We start from the raw sequence: 19,938 nt of genomic DNA, 5'->3' as shown, positions 1-19,938 counted from the left end.
GTCAGTGCGCGCCCGCGAAGGAAGATTGAATGACCCGCTCTTCGCTGATTTCGTCGCGCGCCAGATCGGCGACGATCGCACCGTTGCGAAAGACATAGACGTGGTCGCAATTCTTCAACTCGTCAGTTTCCGTGGTGTACCAGAGGAACGTCCGTCCTGCGCGCGCCTCCTCGCGGATGAGCGCATAGACTTCGAGCTTGGTGCCGAAGTCGACGCCGCGCATCGGGTCGTCCATCAAGACGATGGCTGCGTCCGAGGCGAGCGCGCGCGCGAACAAAGCCTTTTGCTGATTGCCGCCGGACAGCGACAGGATGTTGTTGTGCATGTCGGGCGTTCGGATCTTGATCTTGTCGCGCCACGCATTCGCAAGGTCGTCTTCGCGTCGACGGGAAATCAATAAGCCGTCGCGCAGCTTCGACAAGGAGCGAACGCCGATGTTTTCCGATATCGACCATTGCGGAAAAATGCCGTCAGATTGCCGGTCGCCGGCCACCAAAGCGACGGGCGCGGCGACTTCGACGCCAACGCGTCGACGCGTCGAGGCGGAAAAGATCGAAAGGAGCAGGTCCGTCTGGCCATGGCCGGCGAGCCCGGCGAGTCCAATGACCTCGCCCTCATGCGCGATGAGTTCGACGCCCTCGCTCTGCCGCGCGGGCAGCGCGCGGACACGGACGGGCGCCTGGCTGCGGCCGGTCGGTACGCTTGCGCTATTGACTTCGCGTTCGCTTTGGTGGACGCCGCCCATCGCTGCGATGAGCTTGTTGCGATCGAACGCCTCGGCTCGATCGGCGACCACGACCTTGCCGTCGCGCATTACGGCGATGCGATCGCAATTGCGCAAGACTTCGCCCAGAATATGCGAAATGAAAATACAGCTCACGCCGTTGGCGACGGAACGCCGGACGAAAGCGAGCAATTGCCCGGCGGTGTGGGCGTCCAGCGAAGAGGTCGGTTCATCAAGGATGACGAGATCGGCCGGCCGGTCTGAGACGGTGAAAGCGCGCGCGACTTCGACCATTTGCCGCCGTCCGATCGACAGGTCCTGAATGAGGTCGGACGCGCCGATGCCGTGATCGGGGAATATCTCATCGAGTTTATCGACGATCAGCTTGCCCGCCTTGCGTCGCCAGTTGAAGCCGCGCAGCGCCGGGTGAAACACGCGCGCGTTCTCGGCGACGGTCAGGTTGGGGCAGAGCGAAAGTTCCTGAAAGACGCAGCGGACGCCGAGGTCTTTGGCGCGCGCGGCGGAATACTGGCGCTGCTCGACTCCAGCGATGACGATCCGTCCCTTGTCCGGCGCCGCCGTGCCCGCCAGGACATGCATCAAGGTCGATTTGCCGGCGCCGTTGTGTCCGACGAGGCCGACGCATTCGCTCCGGCTCACGCTGAAGTTCACGCCGCCAAGCGCCCGGACGGCGCCGAAAGATTTTTCGACGCCATCCAAGCTCACAATAGTCACGTCTGCGACCGCCATCAGTCTATTCGTCCAAGCAATTCAAGGGTCTGATGAGGCGCAAACCAACGGTCATTTCATGTTGGCTTTGATCGCCGCGATGGCGTCCTGTTGCGTATATTCGTGGCTGGCGACGCCGCCGGCCGCAATCTTCGGCAGTTCGGCCTCGAAATCGTCTTGCGTGAAGGCGAGGTAAGGCACCAAGAGGTCATGCGGAATCTTGTTGCCGTCGAGGACCTGCTGGGCGACCCAGAACGCTAATGTCGATACGCCAGGAGCAATCGAGGCCGACCATGTCTTGTAGCCGTCCTTGGCTTTCTGCTCCTTCCACCACTGCAACTCGTCCTGCCGGTTGCCCATGATGATTGTCGGGCGCGGCTTGCCGGCCGCTGCGATCGCCTGGGCCGCGCCGTAACCGTCGCCGCCTTGATCCACTACGCCAACGATGGCGGGTAATGACGGAAGGATCGTTGCGACCGCTTTTTGCGCTGTCGTCTGATCCCAGTCGCCCGTCACCGACCCGACGATCTTGAATTCGGGGTGGGTTTTGACGCCCTCGATGATGCCCGAATGAACCGCATCGTCGATCGACGTGCCGGCGAGCCCCCGGATCTCTAAGAGATTGCCGCCTTTGGGCTGGAATTTGGCCATTTGTTCGATTTCTTGTTTACCGACGTCCTTGAAGTCGACGACGACCCGGTAAGCGCAGGGCTCGGTAACGATGCCGTCGAAGGATACGACGACGACGCCCGCGTCGCAGGCCTGCTTTATAGCGCCATTCAGGGCGTCCGGCGAGCCGGCGTTGATGACGATCGCGTTGTAACCTTGCAAAATCAGGTTCTGGATCTGGGCCGCTTGGGTCGGCACCTCCTTGTCGGCGGTGGTAAACACATCGGCGGCGCCTACGACCTTATCGGCGACCGCTTTTTTTGCAACGATGTCGAAGCTGTTTAGCATCGCCTGACGCCAGGAATTGCCCGCGTAATTGTTGGAAAACGCTATTTTCTTGTCACTTGTGTCGGCGAAAGCCGCTCCGGCCATGAGCGTGCTCGCCAGCGCGCAAAGCGCAATTCTCTTGACCGCATATTTCATTTTTGATCCTCCCAGACGTGTTTTGGTTTACCCAGCCGGTCCAATCTGGCGGCTATGTTTGCGCTAACATTTCCGCGCGAGCAATACTTCCAACAAAAGAGCATCGAACTCAAGACCAGAATTGGTCCCGGAGGCTCGATGCCGCATTTTTGACCCCCGACGAGCGATGCGACATTTGTCTATCCGGCCGGGGTTGCAAACGGCAGCTCTGCGAACAGGCGCTACGCCGCCGCGGCTTCATCCTCATAGTCCGCCGCCTGCGTCTGATCGGGCGCCTTGCTCTTCCACACCGCCGACAAGATCGTCGCGACGAGGAAATTGACGATGACCGCGGTGAAGCCATTATAGGCGGCGAAGCCGAGGCCGAGGTCGAACTTGCCGATCAGCGGGATGTCCCAGGCCAAGCCATGCACGGAGATCCAGGCGGCCGCGCCCCAGGACAGCGAAGTGCCCAGGATCATGCCGACCGCCCAGCCGACCAGCAGCGCCGGACCGCTGTACCACCGTGTGTAAAGCCCAAGGATCATTGCCGGAAATATCTGGACCATCCAGACGCCGCCGAGCAATTGCAGATCGACCGCGAATTTCGTGGGCACGAAAAAGATGAAAGCGAGCGCGCCGACCTTGACGATCAGCGACACCAGCTTGGCGATCGTGGATTCGCCAAGCGAGGTCACCTGCGGATTAACGAAAGGCTTCCAGACATTGCGCGTGAACGTATTGGCGGCGCCGATCGACATGACCGCGGCCGGCACCAGCGCGCCGATCGCGATGGCGGCGAAGGAAAAGCCGGCGAACCAGTCGGGAAACACTTTGAGCAGCAATTGCGGCACGGCGTCCTGCGGATTGGTGACCTTGACGCCCGCCGCATGCGCCATGATTCCGAGCAAAGCGATCAGGCCGAGCACGAAGGAATAGGCGGGCAGGGTCATCGTGTTGCGGCGGATCGCCTGGCCGCTGGAGGCGGCCAATGTGCCGGTCAGCGCATGCGGATACATGAAGAGCGCCATCGCCGAGCCGATCGCCAGCGTGACATAGGGACCGATCTGCGGCGCCGTGAGGATCAGGCCGGCCTGGAGCTTGGGATCGGCGGCGACCTTCGCCTCATAGACCTTGCCCGCCGCGTCGAAAATGACGCCAAAGCCGCCAAGTTGTATCGGGATGATGATGACGGCGGCGATGATGAAGATATAGATCATGATGTCTTTGACGAAGGCGATCATCGCGGGCGCCCGTAGCCCGCTTGAATAGGTGTAAAGCGCAAGAATGATGAAGGCTATCGTGAGGGGCAAATGGGCGAGATAGCCCTCGCCATGAAAGCCGAGCGCCTGAATGACCTTTTCCATGCCGACGAGTTGCAGCGCGATATAGGGCATCGTCGCCAGAATGCCGGTCAGTGCGACAGCAAGTTCCAACCCCTTGTCGCCATAGCGCCCGAACACGAAATCGCCCGCGGTGAGATAGCCGTGTTTGCGCGACACCGCCCATAGCCGGGGCATGGTCAGATAAAGGAAGGGATAGATGAGGATCGTATAGGGAACGGCGAAAAAGCCATAGGCGCCGATTGCATAAACGAGCGCTGGAATGGCGATCACGGTATAGGCGGTGTAGAGATCGCCGCCGAGCAGAAACCAGGTGATCCACGGCCCGAAGCGGCGTCCGCCAAGGCCCCATTCGTGAAGTTGGTTGAGGTCGCCAGCCTTCCAGTGCGAGGCCATGAAGCCGATCACGGTGACCAAAGCGAAAAAGAAGACGAAGACGATCGTCGCAGTCCAGTTGAGGTTGTCGATCATGGCTGCGCTTTCGCGACGCGGTCGGCGGCCCAGATCGCCAGCGCCGAGACGGGGATCAGCAGCAACTGGAGCCAGTAGAAAAGCGGGATGCCGAGAAAATCGGGAGTGAGCGCATTATAAAGCGGCGTCAGCACAGTGAGGACGCAGGGCGCCAGCAGCAAAAGATATTTCATTCGTTTCCCCCTCGGCGGCGCGCGCCTTATTGGCTCGCGCCGAGGACTCTCGTCCTCTCCTCAGCCGCGACCGTCGACGCTCATAGCCAAGTTTTCGGCTGGGGTCGAGGGCCGCGCTGCCGCGTCGCCCGGCCTTAGCCCATCGCCGTGATCGCCGCGTCGAGGGAATCGCCCAGACGCTCGACGATGGCGTCGATGTGCCCTGCGTTGACGATGAACGGCGGGGCGAGCAGGATGTGGTCTCCGCGAACGCCGTCGATCGTCCCGCCCATCGGATAGACCATCAGGCCGCGCGCCATCGCTTCGCGCTTGACGCGCGCATGCAGCTTGCGCGCGGGATCGAAGGGCTCCTTCGCGCTACGGTCGGCGACAAGCTCGACCCCCCGGAACAGGCCGCGCCCTCTGATGTCGCCGACGTGAGGATGGTTGGCGAAACGCGCCTCCAGCCGGCGCTGGAGAGCAGCGCCCATCGCGCTCACATTGGCGAGCAGGCCGTCGCGCGCGATGACCTCCTGCACGGCGAGGCCGGCGGCGGCGGCCATGGGATGGCCCATATAGGTGTGGCCATGCTGGAAGAAGCCCGATCCCCTGGCGAAGGCTTCGAAAATCTTCTTGCCGATGAGAACGGCGCCGATCGGCTGATAGCCGCCGCCAAGGCCCTTGGCGATAGTCATCAGGTCAGGGGAAATCCCGTCCTGTTCGCAGGCGTGCAATGTGCCGGTGCGGCCCATGCCGCACATGACTTCGTCAAGGATGAGCAGCACGCCATAGCGGTCGCAGATCGCGCGGATGCGCTTGAAATAATCGGCGACCGGCGGCACGGCGCCGGTGGTGGCGCCGACGACGGTCTCGGCGACGAAGGCGATGACCTGATCGGCGCCGAGTTCGAGGATCTTGTCCTCGAGCGCCTGGGCGGCGCGCGCCGCGTAAGCCTCATCGCTCTCGCCTTCTTCCCGCAGCCGATAGGCGTAGCAGGGATCGATGTGATGGGTTTCGATCAGCAGCGGCTTGAACTGCGCGCGCCGCCATTCATTGCCGCCGGTCGCGAGCGCGCCGAGCGTATTGCCATGATAGCTCTGGCGGCGCGCGATGATGTGGCGGCGCTGAATCTCGCCTTTCTCGACGAAATATTGGCGGGCCATTTTGAGCGCCGCCTCGATCGCCTCCGATCCGCCGCTGACGAGATAGACATGGTCGAGGCCGGCGGGCGCATCGGCGATCAGACGATCGGCCAGCTTTTCCGCGACATCGGTGGTGAAGAAACCCGTATGGGCGTAAGCGAGCGCGTCGAGCTGCCGGTGCAGGGCGGCGAGGACGTCGGGATGGCCATGGCCAAGGCAGGACACTGCTGCGCCGCCCGATGCGTCGATGTAGCTTTTGCCGGCGCTGTCGAACAATTCGACGCCTTTGCCGCGGACAGCGACCGGCGGCGTGGAGGCTGCGTTGCGATGAAGGATATGGGTCATTATCGCTGTCCTGTTATTTTGCACAAAAAGACAGCATTTTCAGCCGCCGGTCACGCTCATATGGCGTCCGACGGCGGGGCGGCGGGTCGTCCGGTCGATGATGAAATCATGGCCTTTGGGCTTGCGCGCGATTGCGGCGCGGATCGCGGCGTTCAGCAGATGATCGCCGTCCGACTGGCGCAGAGGCCCGCGCAGATCGGCGGCGTCCTCCTGGCCAAGGCACATATAGAGCGTGCCAGTGCAGGTGATGCGCACGCGGTTGCAGCTTTCGCAGAAATTATGGGTCAGCGGCGTGATGAAACCGAGCCGGCCGCCCGTTTCCCTCACGTCGAAATAGCGCGCCGGGCCGCCGCTCGCATGCATCGAAGGGATCAGTGTGAAGCGGCGCGCGAGATCGGCGCGAAGCTGTGAAAGCGGCAGATATTGATCGACGCGCTGGCCCTCGATCTCGCCCATCGGCATGACCTCGATGAAGGTCATCTCAAGGCCTCGCGCATGCGCCCATTCCACCATCGCCGGCGCTTCGACTTCGTTCACGTCCTTCAACGCGACCGCATTGATCTTGACCGCGAGCCCGGCGGCCTGCGCGCGGTCGATTCCGGCCATGACTTTGCCAAGATCGCCCCAGCGGGTGATGGCGCGGAACTTCGCGGCATCCAGCGTATCGAGAGAGACATTGACGCGCCTGACGCCGCAGGCGACGAGTTCGTCCGCAAAGCGCTCGAGCTGCGATCCGTTGGTCGTCAGGGTGAGTTCGTCGAGCGCGCCGCTGTCGAGGTGGCGCGACAAGGAGCGGAACAGATGCATGATGTCGCGCCGCACCAGAGGTTCGCCCCCGGTGATGCGTAGCTTGCGCGTGCCGAGCGCTACAAAGGCCGAGCACAGGCGATCGAGTTCTTCGAGGGTGAGCACGTCGCGCTTGGGCAGGAAATTCATGTCTTCGGACATGCAATAGACGCAGCGGAAATCGCAGCGGTCCGTCACGGAAACGCGTAAGTAGTCGATCGCCCGTCCAAAGCGATCGACAAGCGCGGAGACTGCCGCGACGGGGGCGTGGGCGTTCATAGCCCCTATGTAGGTCAGAAGGCGCACAAGATAAAGGCGCCGCCTGGCCAGGCGACGCCTTGGTTCATTCCCCCGGATTTACCAAATCAGCGCAGGACCACCACTGTCGAGCCGACTTTCACCCGACCGTAAAGATCGGTCACATCGTCGTTGGTCATGCGGATGCAGCCCGAGGAAACGGCCTGGCCGATCGTGTCGGGCTCGTTCGAACCGTGAATGCGATAAAGCGTGCCAGCAATATACATCGCGCGGGCGCCCAGCGGATTGTCGATACCGCCTGCCATATGGCGCGGCAGGTCGGGGCGGCGCCTGAGCATCTGTGCGGGCGGCGTCCAATCCGGCCATTCGCGCTTGTTGGCGATGTGGCTGACGCCCGCCCATGTGAAGCCCGGACGGCCGACGCCGACGCCATATTTGATCGCCTGATGATCGGGCAGCACAAAATACAGCCGCCGCTCGCTGGTGTTGACCAGGATCGAACCGGGCGAATAGGGGCCGGAATAATTAATGGTCTCGCGTGGGATCGCGGCGGCTAGCGGGCGCCCATCGGTGCCCAAAGAAGTGCTCGGCGCAAAGCCGAAAATACTGATGTCGGCGGCGGCTTGCGCGGCCGTCGAGGCGACCAGCAGGCCGGCGAGGATGCCGACGCTAAGATGAACGATCCGGCGCATTTCCTGTCCTTCTTTCCGCGAAAGAGCGCATTGCAGCACAGCCCCATTAAAAAGCCGCACGCGATTCTCTTGCGAATCTTATTTCGGACAGGCGGATTGTTGGCAATGGCTTTGAGGCTTCACACTGGCGTGAAATGCAAATTGGGGCGACAAAGTGGCCTTCATGCCACAGTTGTGGTACTGTTGCGGATGGCGCCTGCAGGCCGGCAAGGGCGCCCAGCGTCAACCTGCCGCCGCCTGGAGGCGGAGAAGGCTCAATGCCCGACCAGCGAGCCAAGACTGAAACCGCGAGCGACGCCGGGGGGCGGCGCCAGCCCGGTCCGGAAACCGTCAGAATGCGTTTTGCCTATTGATCGCGCCTGATCTCGGTCCCGGCAAAGTCATGCGGACTCGCCGGCGCGCCATAGTTGAACCCGGGTCCAAAATCGTTGCCGAGTTGCCCATAGACATTGACCGAGTTTTCATACGCCGCCCGACCTTCGATCAATTGGCCGTTGGCCGCATCGGGCCATGAAGCGTCTGGCGAAATTGACGTGTCGGCATGGGCGTTGATCGCGCCAAAAGCAAGAAAGAGACCGGCTATTCCGGCCAAGATCGCATTGCGCATCTTGTCCTCCACAATCCGTTTCCCAACGAGAAAACGCCTTAATAGCCGTCGCGTTCCATCGCGATCGGCTGGGCGGCTTTGCTGGCCAGATGGGAGGGGCGACCGACATGCCGCGGTCGTCACCGCACAGAAAAAGGGGCCGGCGAGTTTCCTCGCCGGCCCCTTGGGGAAGCTGTCCCTTCAGGTTACCAATTCCAAGGCAGAAGATTGAATGGGAACGTCGCGTAACGCCCATTATCCTCATAGGCCGAACGGCCTTCGGTCATCCCCCCGCCGTCGCGGTTATAGGCCCACACGGGGTTGCTGGTCGGCGTGACTTCCGGCACCGAGCCAGGGACGTCCAGGAGCGTGTAAGGGGAATATGTCGGAACGTTGGGATTGGCGGCGTTGGCCGCGCCCACCGCGCCGATCGTCAGAAACAGACCGGCTGTTCCGGCCAGAAGCAGATTGCGCATGGATTATTCCTTCCGTCGTTCGTTCGTCCTAATGATGGACGCGACAAGGAAACGCCGGGCGGTTGCTCGCGTTGCCGTCCTCACGCGCAAGTGAAACATCGTCGCTTTCTGGCCATGATTGACGAGCCGGGATCGCCGGTCAGCGGAGCGCCACCAGCGCCTTCGGTCGCGGCGGACGCCACCAGATGAACGAACGCGCGCGAGCACGATTCGTTCAAATCGCACAGCAAACCGCCGCGACGCATAAACGCCTGTTCTACCGCTTCATTCAACAAGCTCGCCCGAACGTCCACTCCCGCCACAAAAACCACGACGCGACCGCTTTGCGGTCAGGGACATAATCTATTCCAAGGTCCTAGGTCCTCTCGCGGTGGTCCTAGGACTTCAATCCAATTGATCGGACCGCGCCCCAGTTTTACCTAAAGGGTTAAGAAACGCACAACACTGGGCGCGCCGGCGCCAACCGGCATGAGCGCAACGGCAATACGGGCGTTTAGGACAACATCGGCGCCACGACATAGGCGACGCGTATCTGCTTGGCCTTCGAGAGGGACGATAATCATGGCGCCCAAGAGCTGGAACGGCAACAGCGACGATTGGACCACGGCGGCGGACTGGGCCCCCGACGGGGTCCCCGGAGCCGCCGACGACGTCACGATCAACGCCGGCGATCCGCAGATCACGACCGATGTCGGCACGGTGAACTCGGTCACCGTGCTGGCTACGCTCGATCTGGCGACCGGGGGCGCCCTCGCCACGACAGGCGATTTCGACAACATAGGGTCGGTTTATCTCGATCAGAACAGCGCCAACGGCGGCTCGAGCCTTGTCGTCGGCGGCACGCTGAACAACAGCGGTTTTCTCTCGATCGGCGGCGTCGCCCAGGGCGGGGGCGCGCCCGACACTGTCGCGCGGCGCTCGGCGCTCGTCGCCATGCCCGCGTCCGGCAGCGCCGGGTCGCTTCCACCGGACACCGTCGTCGCCAATAGCTTGTCCAACGCCAATTCCGGTTTCATTGACCTGGAGGGCGCTCCGACGAATGTGGCGACGCTGGACGTCAATTCGACGGCGGGTTTTGGCGCGGCCGGCGTGCTGACCGGCGATGTCACCCTGAGCGACGATACGCTGCTGGAATTCGCGAGCGGTGAGATCACCACGCTCGACGGTAGCCTGACGATCGAGGGCGCCAACGCCTTCGTGGCCGACGCCGTGGCGGGCGGGGGCGCGCCGACCAGCAACAGCGCGCTCACCGGCCTCTCGACGATTGACGGCTCCGCCAATGGCGGCCTCAGTCTCTCGGGTGGGGCGACCGTCACGACCGTGGGTCCGTTGTCCAGCACCGGTTTCATCAACCTCGACAACGGTTCAAGCCTGGACGTCAATTCGGCGGCGGGTTTGGGAACCGCCGGCGTGCTAAGCGGAGTTGTCAATCTGTCTGAAGGGGGGGTGCTGGAGTTCGCTAGCGGCGAGATCGCCAGCATCGCCCAGGGCGCCGAAGTGTCGCTTGTAGGCCAAAACTCCTATGTGGCCGACGCCGTGGCGGGCGGGGGCGACCCGACCAGCAACAGCGCGCTCACCGGGCTCGCCAGCAATGCCGGGGGCGCGTTGGACCTGGAGGCAGGCGCGTCGATCACGACGACCGGCGACTTCGACAACAGCGGCAGCCTCAGGGTCGACGAAGAGTTTTCCGGCGGGTCGAGCCTCGCGATCGGCGGCACGCTCAGCAACATCGGCACCATCCAAATCGGGTCCGGCGCCACGGGTGGTTTTGGCGGTCTCGCCGATGCGGCGACAGTCACGGCCGAAGGTCTTTCCAATAGCACCGGCTTCATCGACCTCGCGGGCAGTTCGACGGCCACTGCGACGCTGGACGTCAATGCGGCCGCGGGTTTCGGCACAGCCGGCGTCCTGACCGGCGAAATCGAACTGAGCGGCGACGCGTTGCTGGAGTTTGCGAGCGGCGAGATCACGAGCATCGCCGCCGGCAGTTCGTTGGCGCTCTCAGGCGACAACGCCTATGTGGCCGACGCCGTCGCGGGCGGGGGCGCTCCGACCAGCAACAGCGCTCTGACCGGGCTCGCCAGCAACGCTGGGAATTTGACCGTGGAAGGGGCGTCGCTGACGACCGGTTCGTTGAACAACACCGGGACAATCCTCGTCAACTCGATCGTCACAGGCGACAACGAGCAGGTGGTGTCCAGCGGCCTGTTGGACGTCAACGGGACGCTGAGCGGCGGCGGTTCGGTGACGATCGACGGGGGAACCCTGGAATTGGGTGGCGTGGCGAGTGGGACGATCTCGTTCGGCGGCATTTTCGAGGATGCGCCAGCGACGCTCATGCTCGACGCGCCGGCGGATTTCGGCGGGACGATCGACGGTCTCTCCACCGGCGACACCATCGATCTTGCGAACATTGCCGCGACGAGCGCGGTTATCAGCGGCGACGCGCTGACGGTGACCGAGAGCAATGGTCAGACGCTGCAGTACCAATTGTCGAACGTGCAGACCGACTCGCAATTCACGATCCAAAGCGATAATGCCGACGGCTCCGATCTCGTCCTCAGCACGGGCGCGGTTCCTCCCGTCATCACCGCGCCGGCGACCGCTACGGCGACCGAGGGAATAGCCGCTTCGCTCGGGACGTTGAGCATCGCCGACGCCAATCCGGACGCGGGAACGCTGACCGTCGATCTCGAGGCAAACGGTTTTGGCCAAGGCGGGACGTTGGCTGCCGATCAGAGCGGCGCCGCGACCGTCGTCAACGAAGGCGGTACGCTCGTCCTCACGGGCGATTTGACGGACGTCAACAACGAACTCGCGACCCTCACCTATACGGGCGCCCTGCGCACCAGTTCCGCCACGACGTGGGACGATTCCATCTTCGTTGATGTCTCGGATTCGACCGGCCAGAACGCGCAGCAATCCATCGACATCACCGTGGGGGTCGGCCCGCTCGTCATCACCGCGCCGCAAACCGCGATGGCGGTCGATTTCACCGCTTCGTCGCTCGGCGGGTTGAGCCTCGCCGACAGCAACGGCGCGAGTGAGCCGTTGACGGTGACGGTGAGCGCCGGGATTGGCGCGCTGGCGGCTGCGCAGTCGGGAGCGGCGACGGTCGTTGGCGACAACACCGGCCAGCTCATCCTGACGGGCACGGCCGCCGATATCAACAACGAACTGGCGAGTCTCACCTATACCGGAACCGGTTTGCCGCCGAACAACAACGGGGATACTGCGACCGATTCCGTGACGATAGACGCGACCGACGCGCAGGGCAGCAAGGACCAGCAAATCGTCGGCGTCACCGTCGACGTGGCGCCCTACGAGAATTTCATGAACGACGCCTCCACGCTGGAGGCCGACGTCAACGCTTTCGTGTCACAGGCGCAGATCATCGCCGATGCCGTCAACGTCCAGGCGGACGCGGTGTCCGGCGCCATCGGAACGCTCGCTGGCATTGCGTTTCAGCAGGCCTATGACGGTAGCAGCCAGGTCATCCGCAACCTTGGCGCTGAGTTCGCGATGGGCGACACGAGCGATGTCCAGGATTTTTCTGACTTGCTTGATGATTCTATTTTGAACGGCGCTGTCGGAACCATCGCGGGGGGCGCGACACTGCCGGCGAACGACGGGTTCGCCGCCTCGATCCGCTCGATCATCAACGATGGCGTGAACGGCAGTACGGGCGACATAGGGATCGACAGCGAAATTTTCCAACTCGACATCAAAAATTTCGTCCAGACCCTGGCGGGAAGCGCCTTCGACGATGCCGCCTGGCAGACGGTCTACAACGACGGCATCCAGGCCGAGACCGCGTTCGTGACCGACGTGGTGAACGGCGCCGGCAGCGCTCAAATCCTCGCCGACACCAGTGGCCTCTTCACCACAATGAACACCGACGCGCTCGCCGCGATCGGCGGCGCCGCCGCTTCGCAGCAGGCCGCCGCCGCCGCCGAAAGCTCCCTATCCGCGGTCAACGCCGATATCGCCGGGGGCGCCAGCGCGGAGACGATACTTAGCGATGCGAACGGGGTCTATGAACCGCTAGTCGCACAGCAAGCGAGCGCAACAGCGACCAGCGGCGCGATCGAAGCCTACGATACGTCTGTTGCGGCCGACCAGAACTTCGGGACCGTCGTGGCCACCGAAAACGTCTCGAAAATCATGCAGGCATCCATCGCGCTCTACAATCAGACGCTTCCATCTATACTCAGTTCAACCTCGACCTCGCCTGTTTTGAGCGCGTTGCTGAGCACCATGTCGACGCTGACCGATGAGATCGGCGCCGGTGACACACAGTCTGCAGTTCAGACGGCCACGAGCTTCCTATCGCAATACCTGGGCTCGAACGGTACGACTGCGGCGCAGCTATTTCAGCAGATGATGCTGGCCGCGCCCGATCCGTCCTCTCCGAGCGCGATCTTGAACTATGATGGACAGGCGCTCGCGGTGCTTGCCACCGTTGCCGAGGACCAAAATCCGGAGGAGCAGTCCGCGATCCTACAATCGTTGCAAGCGATCGAAACCGATTTTGCGAACAGTTCCGATCAAGGGACGCAATCACAAGGCTCTCAAGGCGGATCGAACTCAAGTTCGAGCGCCGACATGGGGTTGCAGGCCCTTGAAAACTTGTTCAATACGCAAATCCCCGACACTACAACCCCGCTCGATAACCCAACTCTCCCAATTCCCTATGCTGGGACTGACCAATCGACGCAGAATCTGGTCAACGCATCGTTAAACGTAATCACCCCCTTCCTTGTTCAAGAAGTTGGCGCACCGGCGCTTCTGGCAGCTTTAGGGGAAGGAGTCTTTACGACTGCCCTCGGTGGGCTCCTCGCCGCCGAACTTGGCCCGGTGCTGCTTGTGATCGCCCTATCGCAAGCGGCCTTGGCGGCTGTCCAGTTCACGCTCGAGCACAGACAGCAGATCCAAGGAGTAGTGAATAGGCTCCCGGGGGCCTACAACCAATTCATAAAAGATCCCCAAGGAACAACCGATGGCGTCTTGACTCCTATCGATCAAGCCTTTGGTCTGGGCGACGTCCACCTGACGACTTTCACCGGCCTCTATTACAATTTTCAGGCCGAAGGCGAGTTCGTCCTTACCAAATCAACTGAGGCCGGCAATTCGTTCCAGATTCAGGTTCGGCTGCAGCCGTGGACCAACAGCACCGGCGTCACGGTTACTACCGAACTCGGCGCGCAGGTCGGTTCGGACCGCGTCACGTTCGACATCAATCGGCCGGACATGGTCTTCGTCAATGGCGCCGCCACCAACCTGTCCGCCACCAACAGCGTGCTCAACCTTGCAGGCGGCCAGATCGTCGAGCTGTCCCCGAGCGCGTTCCAACTCACCTGGAACACCGGCGAATCGCTGACGGTGACCAACGCGGGCTCCTACCTGAACTATTCCGTCCAGCTTGGTCCCAACGACGGGCCGGGGTCGGTCGAAGGCCTGCTCGGTTCGGCCGAAAGCCAAGCCAACGATCTGGCCCTGCCCGACGGTACGGTTCTCACGCAGCCGTTGACCAGCAGTCAGCTCTACGGAACTTACGCGAACGCATGGCGGATCACCGACGCGACCTCGTTGCTTGACTACGATCCCGGGCAGACGACGGCGAGCTTCACCGATGTCAACTTCCCCGGCGATTCTCTCACGCTGGCCGATCTGCCGTCCAGTCTGGTCGCCCAGGCCGCGCAGCTTGCGGCCGCGGCCGGCATCACCGACCCAACACTCGCCGCCGGTGCCGAGCTCGACTATCTCGCCACCGGCGACGCGAGCTTCTTCACCTCGGCCGCCAACGCGCAACAGCTCGACACGACGGTGACGGCCGTCGATGTGACGCCGAGCCTCGCGGCGGCGTCGCTGGGCGTAACGGCTGCGCAACAGACCATCGTGCCGGCCGCCGGCCAGTCGGTTCAAGCGACCTTCAATATCTATCTCACGAGCGCCGTCGGGACGGACACGACTGTAGACTACCAAGTGGTCGCGCCCGACGCCCAAGACCTCGGCTCGTCAAGCTTCGGCGGAACGCTGCCCTCGGGCCAAGCGACGATCGTCGCCGGACAGACGAGCGGAGCCTTCACGATCGCTCTTCCGGCCAACGTTCTTGGCGCAAACCCGACTTCGACGCTCGAGGTTGAGATCAGCTCGCCGAGCGGCGCGCCGGTCTTCGCCTCGACGGCGCAGACCGAGATCGTCAATCCCATGCCCGAGCCGGGCGCTGCGCCGCTGCCGTCCCTCGCCGAGATTACCAACTTCGGCACGCCCACCCAGGCCGGCAGCGCCTATACCCTTGATCTTGGCACGCTCGTGCAAGGAGAAACGATCCCCTATCTGCAGCTCGCCGTGCTCAATGGCGCGACCGCGCCGGCCGACGAGCTGGGAGGTACGATCAGCGCCGGCGGGACAGGCTCCGGCTTCATCCTGACGGGTGGCGGCGCTCTGTCGCCGATCGCCGCGGGCGAGGACTACGCCAATCTTCACGCGGTCGTCGACACCAGCACGGTCGGCCAGAACAGCGAGACGATTACGCTGCTGCCGACCGACGTCAACGCGAGCGGTTATTCCGCCGCCCTGTCCAACTTGACGTTGACGATCGACGACACGATCATTGCTCCGGCGCAGGTCGTGGTGAATTCGCCGACGACGATCGATTTCGGCAATTTGCGCGTCGGCGCGACGGCGAACCAGGCCGTCAGCATCACCAACAGCGCGGCGGCGGGCGCGGCCAACCTCGACGCGTCGGTCTCGGTGAACGGCGGCGCCTTGGCCAGCGGCGCGATCTCTGACCTGGCGCCGGGCGCGACCGACGCGACGGATCTTTCTGTCGGCCTGCAGACCAGCGTGGCCGGGGCGTCGAGCGGAGAAGTGACGCTGAATTTGGCGTCGGACGCCGGCGGCGGCAACACGGCGGCTCTGCTGGGTCAAGCGATCGAGGTTTCCGGCAATGTCTATCGCGAAGCGGCGGCGCAAATCGCGCCGATCAATGAAACCGTGCATGTCGGCGATCCGGGAACCGCATCGCTGATCGTCACGAACGACGATCCAGCGGACGGCTATTCCGAAAATCTCCTGGCCTCGGTCGCGACAACCACCGGCGCCATTTCCGCGACCGGCGCGACCGGCGAGATCGCGGCGGGGGGAAGCGATTCCTCTTCGCTGGCTGTGGCCTTTTCGACGCAGAGCGCCGGCACGGTGGCGGGTAGCGTCACGCTGAATCTGGAAACCGACGGAACGGGCATTGACGGGCTCGGCCCGACGTCTCTAACCCCCACGACCGTGGGCGTCGACATCACGGTTGATAATTACGCGCAGGCGGCGTTCGCCGAGACGTCGGGCGGCGGCGTCCTGAGCCAGAACGGCGCCAATTACACCTTGAATCTGGGCGATATCGCGTTGGATTCGGGGCCGCTCGCGATCGGTCTCGAAGCGCTGAACGCAGCGTCCGGAACGGCCGATCTTCTCTCCGGCAGCTTCCAGATCGCAGGATCAAGCGCTTTCGCGGCGAGCGGTCTGGACGATTTCTCCGGCCTCGGCGCGCGCCAGGCCGACTCGGCTCCTTCGGTCTCATTGAATACCAGCGCCGCTGGGACCTTCTCGACGACCATTACGCTGACTTCAACGGGTTCAAACGCCAGCGGCTATTCGGCGCCTCTCACGACTGAGACCCTGACGATCGAAGCCACGGTCCAGCCTGAGGCTGCGGTGGCGCCGACGATCACGGGGACGGTGTCGGGTCAGACGACGACGTCGGAAGCGCCGGTGGCGCCATTCTCCGGCGTCACCATCGGCGACGCCAATAGCAACGCGGCGGGCACGCTGACGGATACGCTGACGATCACGGTTGGCGGCGCGGGCGGCACGCTGAGCGGCGCCGGCGTCGCGGCCAACGGCGTTTACACGCTGATCGGGACGGCGGCGGCAATCACGAGCGCGCTCGACGCGGTCACCTTTGCGCCAACGGCGGGGGCGCCCGGCTCCAATTCGACCAGCACCTTCACGCTGAGCGACCAGAGCAGCGCCTTCGCCACGGCGACTGTCGACGACGCCACCAGCGTCATCGATAGCGATCCGGCGGTCGCCGGGCCCACAGCGCCGACCATCACCGGGACGCAGGTCGATCAGACGACGGCGTCCGAAGCGCCGGTCTCGCCCTTTTCCGGGGTGACGATCGGCGACGCCAACAGCGGCGCGACGGACACGGTGACCATCACGGTCGGCGGCCCAGGCGGCGCGTTGAGCGGCGCCGGGCTGACCGGCGGCGCCGACGGCGTCTATACGCTGACCGGGACGGCGGCGGCCGTGACCAGCGCCATTGACGCGCTGGTCTTCACGCCGACGGGCGGGGGGTCCGGTACGGAATCGGTCAACACCTTCACGGTGAGCGATACGAGCAGCGCTTTCCCCACGCCAACGGCCGGTATCGCGCCCTCGTTGATCGACATCGATCCCAACCCCGCAGTCCTGACCTATATTCCGCCTCCCAGCACCAACATCAACATCGTGCCGACCGAAGACGGCGGCGATGACGACGGCGACCCCCATCTTACGACCTTCGACGGCTTCCATTACGATTTCCAGCAAGTCGGCGAGTTCGTGCTCACCAAGTCGATAGCGCCGGGCGACAACTTCCAGGTGCAGATCCGCACCGCGCCGTACTACAATGGGGCGACCGTCGCCGTCACGACGCAGGTCGGCGTGGCGCTGGGCGCCGATAGGGTCACGATTGATCTGACCCGGCCCGACACGCTTGAGGTCGACGGCGCGGCCGTGACCCTCACCGCCAGCAACAATGCCGACACGCTGGCCGGCGGCACGATCGAACTGATCGCGCCGAACACCTATCAGATCAGCTCGATCCACGGCGAAACCGTCGACGTCACGAACTACGGCACTTTTTTGGACGTCAACACGACGCTCGGGCCGAACTTTCCTGCCGGCGACGTGGTGGGCCTCCTGGGCACCGATACCGGAAACCCCGCCAACGACTTCCAGACCGCCGACGGGACGATTCTGCAGCCGCCGCTCACCCTCAACCAACTCTACCAGGAGTTCGGCGATAGCTGGCGCGTCACCGACGCCACGAGCTTGCTCGATTATGGACCGGGCCAGACGACGGCGACGTTCACCGACCTCAATTTTCCCGCCGACGCGATCTCCCTCGCTCAGCTCCCCACGAGCGTGGTCGAGGCGGCCGCGGCCGCGGTCGCCGCGGCGGGGATCACCGATCCGACCCTGCGCGACGACGCCATCTACGATTACGCGCTGACCAACGACAAGAGCTTCATCACCGGGGCGTTGACGGCGCAGCAGGAGGGCGTGACGACGCCGTTACAGTTGACGCCGACCGACACGTCGAGCACGCTCGGCCTGGGCATTACGGCGCCGACCCTGAGCGTCGCGGAACCGACGACGGGGACGACGGCGGTGTCGTTCACCGTCTACAGCACGGCTGTCGTGACGAGCGCCACCGTCGTCGACTATGCGGTCATCGCGCCCGGCGCCGGCTTTTTGGATGCGACCGCCTTTGGCGGAACCCTGCCGTCCGGCCAGGTGACGATCGCGGCCGGCCAGTCCAGCGCGACCTTCACGATCGCGGTGCCCAGCACCGCTCTAGGATTGACGCCTTCCGATCTCATGCGGGTGCAGATCAGCGACGCTGTGGGGACGCCGGTGATCGCTCCGACCGCCGATGTCACCATCGCCAACGCCACCGCAACCCAAGGCGTTGATGCGGTCCCGGGCTTTGCCGAGACTTCGGGCGGCGGAACCCTGACACAGTCGGGCAATGCCTACACGCTCGCCCTCGGGACGCTGACGATGGGCGCGACGGCCTCCGTCGGCCTGGCCGCGACCAACGCCGCCGCGACGGGCGCCGATCAACTCGGCGGCAGCTTCGTCCTGTCCGGGGACGGCGGCTTCACCGTGACTGGTGCGGGCGCCTTTTCCGGCATCGCCGCGGGCGGCATCCAGGCTGGCATCGACGTCGCCGCCAACACCAGCGTCGCCGGCGCGCACAGCGAGACCATTACGTTCGCGCCGACGGAGAGCAACGCCAGCGGCTTCAATGGATCCTTGGCGACCGTCAGCCTGACCATCACTGACATGGTGATGGCGGGCGCCGCGCCCACCATCACCGGGACCGTGGCGGGTCAGACAGCCACGCCGGAAAATCCGATCGCGGCCTTCTCCGGCGTCACCATCGCCGACGCCAACGCCAACGCGACGGATACGCTGACGATCACGATCGGTGGTTGGGGCGGCGCGCTGAGCGGCGCCGGCGTCGCCAGCAACGGCGTTTACACGCTGACCGGCTCGGCGGCCACCGTGACGAGCGCGCTCGACGCGGTGCTGTTCACGCCGACGGCCGGGGCGCCCGGCGCCAATTTGACCAGCACCTTCACGCTGAGCGACACCAGCAGCGCCAACCCAACGCCCACCGTCGACGCCAATACCAGCGTGCTCGACATCGATCCGAACCACGTCTCGGTGGCGACCTTCGAGGCGGATCAGGCGGCGCTCGACGAGATCGCCGGCGGCTTTGCGATCTCGGATACGGCGGCGAATATCTACAACGGCCTCACCAACATCGAAGCGGATCAGAGCCACATTACCGCGATCAGCGCGACGGATATGCTGGTGGCGGTGGGGGCGCTTACATTCACGCCGGATGAGACGGTTCTCAACAAGATCGTCGGCGGCTTTGACATCCTGGGTCTGTCGACCCGCATCGAGGCAGTCTTCGATTCGCTTGAGGCCGATGTCGATCATATCAACTCCATCGCCACCGTGGACGCGCCGATCACGGTGTCTGCGACGACCTTCGAGAATGACCAGACGGCGCTGAACAAGGTCGTCGGCGGCTTCGACATTTCGGACACGGAGACCGACATCGCGAATGCTCTGCCGAACCTGTTGGCGGACGTTAGTCACATCGCCTCGATCACATCGACGGACACGCCAGTGACGGTGGGAGCGAACAGCTTCGTGTTCAACGAGGCGGTTCTCAACACGATCGTTGGCGGCTTCGACATCGTGGCCGGCGTGCCGGCGAACGTCGAGGCCGATCTTGGCGTCATGACCGCCGACATCAGCCATATCAATTCGATCGTCTCTACGGGCGGGCCGATCGTCGTCTCGGCGGCGACTTTCGAGAGC

Annotated in this window: 10 protein-coding genes; 1 reads left to right on the top strand and 9 read right to left on the bottom strand. The window is 63.8% G+C overall.

Annotation, left to right across the window (positions count from 1 at the left end):
• Window position 1: 1 nt before the first annotated feature.
• The 9 genes from GSQ90_RS20355 to GSQ90_RS20315 all read right to left on the bottom strand — a co-directional run bounded on the left by GSQ90_RS20355 (window position 2) and on the right by GSQ90_RS20315 (window position 8,775).
• Window positions 2-1,474, bottom strand: coding sequence for a sugar ABC transporter ATP-binding protein (locus GSQ90_RS20355; RefSeq protein WP_158816734.1), 1,473 nt, complete (start codon window positions 1,472-1,474; stop codon window positions 2-4).
• 51 nt (window positions 1,475-1,525) lie between these two features.
• Window positions 1,526-2,494, bottom strand: coding sequence for a substrate-binding domain-containing protein (locus GSQ90_RS20350; protein ID WP_371418419.1), 969 nt, complete (start codon window positions 2,492-2,494; stop codon window positions 1,526-1,528).
• 272 nt (window positions 2,495-2,766) lie between these two features.
• The gene (gene mctP, locus GSQ90_RS20345; RefSeq protein ID WP_158816732.1) at window positions 2,767-4,338 is read right to left on the bottom strand and encodes a monocarboxylate uptake permease MctP; all 1,572 of its coding nucleotides are present in this window, start codon (window positions 4,336-4,338) and stop codon (window positions 2,767-2,769) included.
• Window positions 4,335-4,511, bottom strand: coding sequence for a DUF3311 domain-containing protein (locus GSQ90_RS20340; protein ID WP_158816731.1), 177 nt, complete (start codon window positions 4,509-4,511; stop codon window positions 4,335-4,337). The genes mctP and GSQ90_RS20340 overlap by 4 nt, the downstream gene beginning before the upstream one ends.
• A gap of 134 nt (window positions 4,512-4,645) precedes the next feature.
• Window positions 4,646-5,977 (bottom strand): aspartate aminotransferase family protein, encoded by a 1,332-nt coding sequence (locus GSQ90_RS20335; RefSeq protein WP_158816730.1) that lies wholly within the window; start codon window positions 5,975-5,977, stop codon window positions 4,646-4,648.
• 39 nt (window positions 5,978-6,016) lie between these two features.
• Complete coding sequence (moaA, locus tag GSQ90_RS20330; RefSeq protein ID WP_158816729.1) at window positions 6,017-7,042, bottom strand: GTP 3',8-cyclase MoaA; 1,026 nt, start codon at window positions 7,040-7,042, stop codon at window positions 6,017-6,019.
• 86 nt (window positions 7,043-7,128) lie between these two features.
• Complete coding sequence (locus GSQ90_RS20325; protein WP_158816728.1) at window positions 7,129-7,713, bottom strand: L,D-transpeptidase; 585 nt, start codon at window positions 7,711-7,713, stop codon at window positions 7,129-7,131.
• A gap of 346 nt (window positions 7,714-8,059) precedes the next feature.
• Window positions 8,060-8,320: a hypothetical protein gene (locus tag GSQ90_RS20320; RefSeq protein ID WP_158816727.1), complete on the bottom strand. Its 261-nt coding sequence runs from the start codon at window positions 8,318-8,320 to the stop codon at window positions 8,060-8,062.
• Window positions 8,321-8,505: 185 nt separating this feature from the next.
• Window positions 8,506-8,775, bottom strand: a complete 270-nt coding sequence (locus GSQ90_RS20315; protein WP_158816726.1) for a hypothetical protein — start codon at window positions 8,773-8,775, stop codon at window positions 8,506-8,508.
• 561 nt (window positions 8,776-9,336) lie between these two features.
• Between GSQ90_RS20315 and GSQ90_RS20310 the strand changes: the two genes are divergently transcribed.
• A partial coding sequence (locus GSQ90_RS20310) for a VWD domain-containing protein (protein WP_210254935.1) occupies window positions 9,337-19,938 on the top strand: 10,602 nt, incomplete at its 3' end.

It is taken from the genome of Methylocapsa sp. S129, assembly GCF_009765995.1.
Taxonomy (GTDB): Bacteria; Pseudomonadota; Alphaproteobacteria; order Rhizobiales; family Beijerinckiaceae; genus Roseiarcus.
Note: the sequence above shows the minus strand (reverse complement) of the source record. Positions and strands in the feature narration are given on the sequence as shown.

Excerpts from the sequence above, each read along its gene's own strand:
- GSQ90_RS20355 (WP_158816734.1), bottom strand. The coding sequence starts at position 1,474 with ATGGCGGTCGCAGACGTGACTATTGTGAGCTTGGATGGCGTCGAAAAA.
- GSQ90_RS20350 (WP_371418419.1), bottom strand. The coding sequence starts at position 2,494 with ATGGCCGGAGCGGCTTTCGCCGACACAAGTGACAAGAAAATAGCGTTT.
- mctP (WP_158816732.1), bottom strand. The coding sequence starts at position 4,338 with ATGATCGACAACCTCAACTGGACTGCGACGATCGTCTTCGTCTTCTTT.
- GSQ90_RS20340 (WP_158816731.1), bottom strand. The coding sequence starts at position 4,511 with ATGAAATATCTTTTGCTGCTGGCGCCCTGCGTCCTCACTGTGCTGACG.
- GSQ90_RS20335 (WP_158816730.1), bottom strand. The coding sequence starts at position 5,977 with ATGACCCATATCCTTCATCGCAACGCAGCCTCCACGCCGCCGGTCGCT.
- moaA (WP_158816729.1), bottom strand. The coding sequence starts at position 7,042 with ATGAACGCCCACGCCCCCGTCGCGGCAGTCTCCGCGCTTGTCGATCGC.
- GSQ90_RS20325 (WP_158816728.1), bottom strand. The coding sequence starts at position 7,713 with ATGCGCCGGATCGTTCATCTTAGCGTCGGCATCCTCGCCGGCCTGCTG.
- GSQ90_RS20320 (WP_158816727.1), bottom strand. The coding sequence starts at position 8,320 with ATGCGCAATGCGATCTTGGCCGGAATAGCCGGTCTCTTTCTTGCTTTT.
- GSQ90_RS20315 (WP_158816726.1), bottom strand. The coding sequence starts at position 8,775 with ATGCGCAATCTGCTTCTGGCCGGAACAGCCGGTCTGTTTCTGACGATC.